The organism is Thermoleptolyngbya sp. M55_K2018_002, assembly GCF_015295965.1.
Lineage (GTDB): Bacteria > Cyanobacteriota > Cyanobacteriia > Elainellales > Elainellaceae > Thermoleptolyngbya > Thermoleptolyngbya sichuanensis.
This window is the reverse complement of sequence record NZ_DVEA01000318.1, coordinates 1-8,360: the sequence shown is the minus strand read 5'-3', so window position 1 is coordinate 8,360 and position 8,360 is coordinate 1. Positions and strand designations below refer to the sequence as shown.

General features: G+C 58.2%; 5 protein-coding genes and 2 pseudogenes. 1 reads left to right on the top strand and 6 read right to left on the bottom strand.

What is annotated here, in order from left to right:
* Positions 1–390: 390 nt before the first annotated feature.
* The 6 genes and pseudogenes from IGS51_RS16270 to IGS51_RS16245 form a co-directional block, all read right to left on the bottom strand.
* Positions 391–1,182 carry a sensor histidine kinase KdpD gene (locus IGS51_RS16270; protein ID WP_297079821.1) on the bottom strand — a complete coding sequence of 264 codons (792 nt, stop codon included), beginning with the start codon at positions 1,180–1,182 and terminating at the stop codon, positions 391–393.
* A 45-nt stretch (positions 1,183–1,227) separates the two neighbouring features.
* Positions 1,228–2,090: pseudogene (locus IGS51_RS16265) on the bottom strand (ROK family protein); the annotation flags it as partial.
* Positions 2,091–2,097: 7 nt separating this feature from the next.
* Positions 2,098–2,988: an ABC transporter permease gene (locus tag IGS51_RS16260; RefSeq protein ID WP_172358016.1), complete on the bottom strand. Its 891-nt coding sequence runs from the start codon at positions 2,986–2,988 to the stop codon at positions 2,098–2,100.
* 215 nt (positions 2,989–3,203) lie between these two features.
* Entirely contained in the window at positions 3,204–4,046 is an 843-nt protein-coding gene (gene nei / locus IGS51_RS16255; RefSeq protein WP_297079818.1) for an endonuclease VIII, read from the bottom strand.
* Between the two features lie 313 nt (positions 4,047–4,359).
* A complete protein-coding gene (locus IGS51_RS16250) occupies positions 4,360–5,133 on the bottom strand; it encodes an ABC transporter permease (protein WP_297079815.1) in 774 nt (257 codons plus the stop codon).
* Positions 5,134–5,239: 106 nt separating this feature from the next.
* Positions 5,240–6,568 carry a hemolysin family protein gene (locus tag IGS51_RS16245; protein WP_297079813.1) on the bottom strand — a complete coding sequence of 443 codons (1,329 nt, stop codon included), beginning with the start codon at positions 6,566–6,568 and terminating at the stop codon, positions 5,240–5,242.
* 625 nt (positions 6,569–7,193) lie between these two features.
* Here IGS51_RS16245 and IGS51_RS16240 point away from each other — a divergent pair.
* A pseudogene (locus IGS51_RS16240) lies at positions 7,194–8,360 on the top strand (transcription-repair coupling factor); the annotation flags it as partial.

The window sequence follows — 8,360 nt, the reverse complement described above, 5'->3', positions numbered from 1 at the left end:
CCTCTGCAATTGGGGGGCGAATCGCTTACCCAACCGGAAGCTGACAGAACCAGAGCGCTATCGCTTAGGCGTAAAGTACCGTAAGACTCTAGTCAATCGCATCAATCGCATTCAGAACCATATTCGCACTTTATTTGACCATCAGGGCATAAGCATTCCCAGTGGACATAAAGCTGATTCTTCAATTGATAGAAATTCCAGAGTTTTATGGTCATCAATTACTAGATGAGTTGTGCTGCTTGCAACTCAAATTGAGCCGCCGCTGTTCCATTGTTCATTGGAGCTATGATCTCCTGCCAGAGACACTCGTAGGAGCGTTATAGGATTGCATATAAAGTTTTATGTCTCAATTCAACACTTCTGGTGTAGCGGGTATTTAGAGAATTGATATTAGTCTTCTTCTTGAATCAGGGGCAGGGTTATTTGCAAGCGCGACAGGGGGCTATTTTCGGTGGGCGTATTCAGCAATTCCAGCCGTCCGCCCATTGCCTCCAGGATGGATTGAAATGCCAGCAGACTCGACCCTGGCGAAAACTGAGCCACGGGCACATAGCCACTGCTGCGGGTAATTTTGGGATTTTGCGACAGAGCAGCTAACTGGTCGAGGGGTTCCTGCCAGGCCTCGGCGGGGCGCGTGTCTTCCAGGATTAGCCGGGCTAGCTTGGTGGCTGCGTCAATTGCCGCCGTTAGGCGAATCGAGCCGTCGCGCATGGTGGCGATCGCCCCGCTCACCAAGCTCACCAACCCCTGCTGCAACCACTGCGGATCGGCTAGCACGTAATACGCTGGGCTGGGCGGGAGGATTTCTAGCTGCAAATTGCGGTTTCGGGCCAAAAGCTGGGTGCGATCGCCCACTGTCAGAAACGTTCCTGCAAGCTGTACAGGCTGTAGCTCCAGCTTGCGAAAGTCTTGCGAAATGCGCGAAATGGCGATCGCCTGATCCAGCAGCCCCAGCATCTTTTGGGCTGCGCTATTGGCCTGTCGCACAAACTCACGCTCCTCCTCTGGGCTATCGCATAGGTCGTTGAGAATCAACTGTTGTAGCCCGATTACGCCGTTAATGGGCGATCGCAATTCGTGAGACACCCGCGCCAGAAACCCGGCATGGAACCGCGCCTGTTCGGAAGCCAGCCAGTAGGCCAGTTCCAGTTGGCGGAGGGAGCCGGAGGTCGGCGACTTCATCCCGCTAGCCTGCTCCAGGCCATCGCTTCGCAACCCCTGTGCCCTCACCAACTCCCACGCCAGCTTGGCCGCACCCACCTCACCGGCCTGATTGCCCAGGGCAGCGGGCAACACGCGCAGTCCTTCGCGGGAACTGGGCAGCACGCGGGTTTGCAGTTCCTCCCACAGCGTCGGGTAGAAAAACTCGAAGCTGGCGCTGATGCCGCCGCTGAGAATCACCGCTTCTGGCGTGAGGACATACACCAGGCTGGCGATGCCCGCGCCGAGGTCGCGTCCGTATTCTTGCCAAAAGGCGATCGCCTCCCGATCTCCCGCCTTGGCTCTGCGGCCCAGTTCTCCTGGCTCTAGCCCCGTGCGCCGTCGAATCGCCTGCACCGAGCAATATTGCTCCAGGGAACCGCGATTGCCGCTGTTGCACTCTGGCCCCTGTGGGTTGAGCGTGATCAGCCCCAGTTCGCCGCCCGTGCCCTGTCGCCCCGAAAACAGCCTGCCATCCAGCACGATCGCCCCGCCCACGCCCGTCCCCAGCGTCAGCAAGATCACGTCGCGAAAGTTGCGCCCTGCCCCCAGCCAGCTTTCGCCCAACCCCGCACAGTTGGCACCGTCGGTTTGCCTGTCTTCGCCTCCAGCCAGTCCGCCAGGGGCACATCCTGCCAGCCGAGGTTAATCGCCACCCGCGCCACCCGACCCGCTGCGTCTGCTGGGCCTGGCGTGCCCACCCCAAGGGCGATCGCCTCGTTCGAGGGGTCAACCTGGGCGATCGCCGCCACCATCGCCTCGACCACCTGCTCTGGCTGAGGCGGTTGTGGCGTGGGCACGGTGACGGATGCAGCACACTTTCCCTGAGCGTCATACCGACCCAGCTTGATCGCCGTGCCGCCGAGGTCGATGCCGATTACATAGGGCATAGGGACTTTACTTCCAGTTTTCTCGCCGCAGCAGTGGGTTAATAAACTCATTCAGCCCCTCGCCGACCAGAGAGAGGCCCGTGACCAATAGCGTTAGGGCGAGGCCGGGAAAGAGGGCGGGCCACCAGATGCCCGTTGGCAGTGCATCCAGAGCTTGGCGGAGATCTGCGCCCCATTCAGGGGTTTGGTCGGGCAAGCCCAGTCCCAAAAAGCCGAGTCCTCCTAGCGTCAGCGCGGCATCGGCGGCGTTGAGTGTAAACAGCACGGGCACGCTCTGGATGACGTTGGCAAAGAGGTACTTGCTCAAAACGCGCCAGGTGGACGCACCCATCGACTGCGCCGCTTCTATGAATAGCTCGGTTTTGACGCTGACGGTGTGGTTTCGCACGACGCGGTAATACTGGGGCACATAGGCAATGCTGAGGGCGATCGCCGCATTTAGCACGCCCCGCCCCACCACAAACGCCAGCGTCACCGACAGCAGCAGCCCCGGCAGCGTGTAGATTGTGTCCATCAGAAACAGCAGCACTCGGTCTAGCCAGCCGCCCAAATAGCCGCTCAGCATTCCCAATGGCACGCCCACCAGCACGCTCAGCGCCGTCGCCAGCACCACTACTTTCAGCGCCGCCTGTGCGCCATAGAGGGTGCGAGCAAAAATGTCGTAGCCCTGTCGATCGGTGCCAAACCAGTGCGCCGCCGACGGTGGTTCATGAATTGGGTTCGCCAGCGCCTCCAGCGGGTCTTGCAGCCAGCCCCAGGTGTGAAACAGCGGAGCCAGCAGCGCCGCCAGCACAAACACTGCCACGATCGCCACGCCCACCCACATCATTTGCACCGACAAACTCGGCCGCTGTGTCGTGCGTAAAAATCGGAGCGATCGCAAATTGGTAAGCGCCATGCCAAATGGGATTCCAGGAGCAAAAAAGGGAAAAGAAAAAGGCAAAAGATTGTAGCCTATTGTCGCACGTCTGAGGAAGCGTGATAGCGAGTTGGGATACTAGCGATTTTGGATTGGCGATTTTGGATTGGCGATTTTGGCGTGCCAGTCAGGTCTCTTGGGGGCGTTCAGGCATTTTATTCAAAGCGCTGCTTAAAGCGCGATCTAAGCGCTACTTAATCAAAGACAGGACTTACGCCCTTGCTCTGACAAACCGGACAGTAGTAAATCCGTCGTCCGCCTAGCGTGTCCTTCTCGATGGGCGTTTGGCAAACCCAGCAGGGCTGTCCGTCGCGGTTGAACACATGAAAGCGATACTGGCCCCGGCTGAGGCCTTGCTGTTTGAGTTGGGCGACGCGGGCCAGGTCATTGGTGATGCCACCTGTGGTGTAGGACTGGCGGGCAAGGGCGATCGCCGCCTCGGCCAGTCCAGTTATTTGCTCTGGGGTGCAGTCCACCGGGCGCAGGCTAGGATGCACACCCGCCACAAACAGCACCTCGCTGCGGAGATAGTTGCCCAAACCACAGAGAAATTTCTGATCTAGCAGCAGCGACACCAGCCCGCGACGGTGAAAGCGGGGATCGAGCAATCGGGCAACGACTTGTTCAACGCTGACGGCGGAATCTAGCACGTCGGGCCCGACCTGGCTCCAGAAGGGATGCTGCATTAGCTCGTCTTCTCGCAGCACTTCGATATCCGAGGCGCTGTAGAGTAGGGCAGATTTTTGGCTATTGTGAATTGCAAGGCGGAGTTGACGCTTCGTTTGTGGGAAATCGTAGGCTTTGCGGACGTACCAGATGCCGTAAAGCTGATTGTGGCTGTAGATATTCAACTGGCAGGCAAAGCGAATCAGCATTCCCTTGCCGCGGGTTTGCACGTTTAGAATGCGATCGCCCCTCAGTTTGTCTTCGTAGGGCTTCAGATGCTCAAAGGCAAAGAAAATATCTTGGACAGGCTCGCGCGTAATGGCACGTTCAACTTCGTCCGCAGCACGGCGGATTTCGGGGCCTTCAGGCATATGAGGGGGTAGAAATTGGGGGTTAAGGAGTTAAGGCTGGAGGCGGAGCTATCGAATCACCCGATCATCCGAATCGCTGGAGTTCATCCAATTTGCGTTCTGTTTGCGTTCTGTTTGCGTACGATTTTCGTTCTGTTTGCGTAAAAGGCTGAGTGAAATCCGCCAAGTTGCCGATGAATTCAGGGAGCATATTGGAGGGATTTCGAGCTTTTAGGCGCTAATCATCAATGAAGTCAGATTCACAGGCTCACAGCCTACCATTTTGGGAAAATCAGCGCAATATTCCTCAACTCTTTTCTGTCTATAGACTCTATTAGTAGCCTGCCAGCTTACCGCGCCGCTTGGTTTCGCGCTCGGCCAGGTGAAACAGCATCAGCCCCAGCGCAAAGTAAATCGCACCATTCAGCAGCGCCAGCCCAAAGTTGTCGGCCTTGAGCGGCACGCCCCGCGCCATCACATCGCGCATCAGCCCCGCACCCGGAGCCATCGGCAGCAGCAGCCCCAGCAGCCGCATTGGCCCTGACCAAGTTTCCGACGGCACCGCCAGCAAAAACAGCAGCGCAAACTGAAAGATTCCCAAAAGCTGCTGCACCTGCTTGAGCAACAGCGACAGCGACCCCATCGCAAAGGCCAGCCCGTAGGCTCCTAGCAGCACCGTGGCAAAGGCAGGCAGCACCGCAGGCGGAAAGGACAGTCGCGTGCCTGTGAGCAGGGAAATTACGCCGAGAATGCAGGCAATCAGCGTCAGTTGAATCGTCAGGCTGGCCAGCGCCCGCGTTAGGAAAAGCCGGGGCGGGCTGTAGGGCGATAGAAATAGCTGCTCTAGCGTGCCCGTCTGTGCCTCGCGCTGCAAGTTGCCCGCCACGTCGCTCATGATGAACAGCGCTAGGGTCCACAGTACGTAGCCAATCACCACAGCATCAAGGCGATCGCCAAATTGCAAGTTTGGCCCGGCAATATACCGCGCACTCAGAAACAGCCCATAGAAGACGACGGTGGTAATCACGATTCCGGCGATCGCCTCGGTGGAGTATCGCAGCAGTTGAATCCAGCTTCGGCGCAGTTCCGCCAGGAAGAGTTCGAGCATTGGAAGCGTTGGAAGATTGGGATATCGAAGTATCGAGGGTGAAGGGGGATTGGCATCTCCCAGCATTGCCTGATTCCATCATCCCGCTATTTTCCCGATTCGCAACTCATTCCCCCAGCCCGCCCTCTTCCCTCTGCACCACTGGCATCACCAGGATCTTATCCACCCGATTGCCGTCCATATCCATCACCTCAAACCGCAGGTTGTGCCAGTTGAAATAATCGGCGGCGGCGGGAATCCGGCCAAGCTGCATGATTACAAAGCCTCCCAGCGTTTGATAGTTGCCTCGGTCTTCATCCGGCAGTTCGTCAAGGTCGAACAGTTCCTTGAGCCTGTCGATGGGCAACATGCCGTCTAGCAGCCAGGAGCCGTCCTCGCGCTGCACGATGGCGGCTTCAAACCCGTGGTCTGCCATCGGCACATCGCCAATGATGACTTCCATCACGTCATTCAGCGTGACAATGCCCTGCACCACGCCGTATTCGTCCACAATGATAGCCAGGTGGGTGCTGGACTGTTTGAACAACTCCAGCACCTTTAGCGCGGGGCTGGATTCGGGCACAAAGAGCGGTTGCCGCAGGTTGCCCGCCAGGTCAAAGGGCTGGTTGGACAGGCTGCGGGAGAGGAGATCGGTGACGTGAGCCACGCCCAGCACGTTGTCTAGCGTTTCCTGACAAACCAAATAGCGGCTATGTCCATTTTCAATGATTTTTTGGCGGTTAATGTGTTCGGGGTCATTGAGGTCTAGCCAGACAATTTCTAGGCGCGGAGTCATCAGGCCGCTAACGCGCTGGTCGCCCAGGTGAAACACTCGCTCCACCATGTCTTGCTCGGCTGCATCAAACATGCCGGCCTCTGCGCCCTGGCGCACCATCACCTTAATTTCTTCTTCCGTCACCAGGGGTTCATTAGAAGACTGATTCACACCCACTAGCTTCAGGATGCCTTCGGTGGAAGCGCTCAACAAATGCACCAGCGGATAGGCCAGAGACGAGAGACAGCGCATGGGGCGAGAGACTGCCCTAGCGATTTTTTCGGGGCTGCTGAGGGCGATGCGCTTGGGCACCAGTTCGCCAATAATCAGCGAGAGGTAGGTGATCGTTAGGACGACGACGCTGAGGGCGATCGCCCTGCTGTAGGGTTCAAGCGCGGCCACCTGGGCGAGCGCCCCTGCTAGCGTATTTGCAATCGTCGCCCCGCCAAACGCGCCCGCCAGAATGCCGATGAGCGTAATGCCAACCTGCACCGTTGAGAGAAACCGATTGGGAGAAGTCGCCAGTTCTATCGCTGCCTGGGCTTTTTTGTCGCCTCGTTCGGCCATCTCCTGAAGACGGATTTTGCGGGCAGACACAATAGCCATCTCCGACATCGCAAAGATGCCATTTGCCAAAATCAGCAGCAGCACGATTAAAACTTCAACAGCAACGGAAGGCATTGGTGGCAGTATCCGGCAGCGACCAGCGTCCGGCAAAAGGGGATAGACAGCGTTTTTGGAAGTTATGTTTGGAAGCTACGAAGACGCGATGTGCAACTTCCAAGCTGCCCTCCTCCCCCAACCCCTTTTCCCAAGCCAGGAGCAGGGGAGCAAGAGAGGCTTGAAGTCCTTCTCCTGCTCTGGGAGAGAGCTTGAAGCCTTCGGTATACCAGAAAAGGGGGAGGGGAATCAGCAACGTTGCACATTGCGTTTAGACATTGCGTTTAGAAGTCAAGGCAAGCTTGCAAGCGCTTGCAGGCTTAGTTTTGCCAGTCAGGTTTTGCCAGCCAGGTTTCGCCAGCCAGGTTTCGCCAGCCAAATTCGCAAGCGCATCTCGCAAACTTATAGATGAAGGTAGCACCTCGGCCAGGGTGAAATTGTAGGATCAGCAGATTTTCTCGCAAGCGGCCAGGGGCCGATGACGGATTTCATCTGACCTCTGGAACCGATTTCCTGAATCTTGGGCCCTGACCCATCTCTCCGGAAGCAGTTTCCCAAATCCTGAATCTCTGGCAGCGCTTTACAATGGTCAACAGTCTTTGCTCAATCCTTTGCTCAATCACCGCCTCCCGAAACCCCAACTGATATGGCGTTTTCGTCAATTTGTCGCGTCATGGGGCGATCGCCCCTCACAGCCGAACTGCTCACCAAGCTGAACCAGCAGCGCCGCCTCATTCTCAATGGCATCGCCCGCCTGCCCAAGGGACTGGTCGCCTCTACCTTGGCCCAGGTGGCCCAGCGCCCGCTGCTGGTGATTGCCGCCACGCTGGAGGAAGCCGGCCGCTGGACGGCCCAACTGGAGGCGATGGGCTGGAACACGGTGCATTTTTACCCCACGTCGGAAGCGTCGCCCTACGAACCCTTTGACCCCGAATCGGAAATGACCTGGGGGCAGTTGCAGGTGTTGGCAGATCTGGCGCGGGTCGAGTCGTTGCCCCAGCCGTCTCAGCTTGCGATTGTGTCCACCGAGCGATCGCTCCAGCCGCACCTGCCGCCCGTGGAGACGTTTCGCCAGTTTTGCATCACGCTGACCCAGGGCTTGGAAATTGACCTGAAATCCCTCAGCCGCCAACTGGCGCTGCTGGGCTACGAAAAAGTAGCGATGGTGGAAACCGAGGGGCAGTGGAGCCAGCGGGGGGACATTATCGACGTGTTTCCGGTGGCGGCGGAGTTGCCCGTGCGCCTGGAGCTATTTGGCGATGAGCTAGAGAAGATCCGCGAGTTTGACCCTGCCAGCCAGCGATCGCTCGACAATGTGCCCCAGTTGGTGCTGACGGCAACGGATTTTGCGCCGATGGTGTTGTTGGGATTGGGGGCCAGCGGTCAGGGCGATTTGGCAGAAAGTTTGGAGCTTCTCAAGCCGTACCTATCCCCGGAAGAGGCAGAGCGGCTGGCGGAAAGCAGGCGGCTGGAGGGGGCGCGGCGGTTTTTGGGGCTGGCGTTTGAGCGGCCCGCGTCGCTGCTGGATTATTTACCGGAGAATACCCTGGTCGCCATTGATGAGGTGGAGCAGTGTCAGGCGCATGGCGATCGCTGGTTTGACCATGCGGAAGACCACTGGCACGAGATATGCGGGGGGCAGGGGCCAGCGGGCGACGGCGTGGCCGCGCAATCTCCCTCGGCTCCAACCCTCCCTAAGACCCACCGACCGTTTACGGAGTCCCTTGCGGCGTGCGATCGCTTCCTCTGTCTACACCTTTCCGAACTGGCGGAGGAGGGCAGCGGGCTGAACCTGTCGAGCCGCCCAGTTCCC

Excerpts from the sequence above, each read along its gene's own strand:
- IGS51_RS16245 (WP_297079813.1), bottom strand. The coding sequence starts at position 6,568 with ATGCCTTCCGTTGCTGTTGAAGTTTTAATCGTGCTGCTGCTGATTTTG.
- nei (WP_297079818.1), bottom strand. The coding sequence starts at position 4,046 with ATGCCTGAAGGCCCCGAAATCCGCCGTGCTGCGGACGAAGTTGAACGT.
- IGS51_RS16270 (WP_297079821.1), bottom strand. The coding sequence starts at position 1,182 with ATGAAGTCGCCGACCTCCGGCTCCCTCCGCCAACTGGAACTGGCCTAC.
- IGS51_RS16250 (WP_297079815.1), bottom strand. The coding sequence starts at position 5,133 with ATGCTCGAACTCTTCCTGGCGGAACTGCGCCGAAGCTGGATTCAACTG.
- IGS51_RS16260 (WP_172358016.1), bottom strand. The coding sequence starts at position 2,988 with ATGGCGCTTACCAATTTGCGATCGCTCCGATTTTTACGCACGACACAG.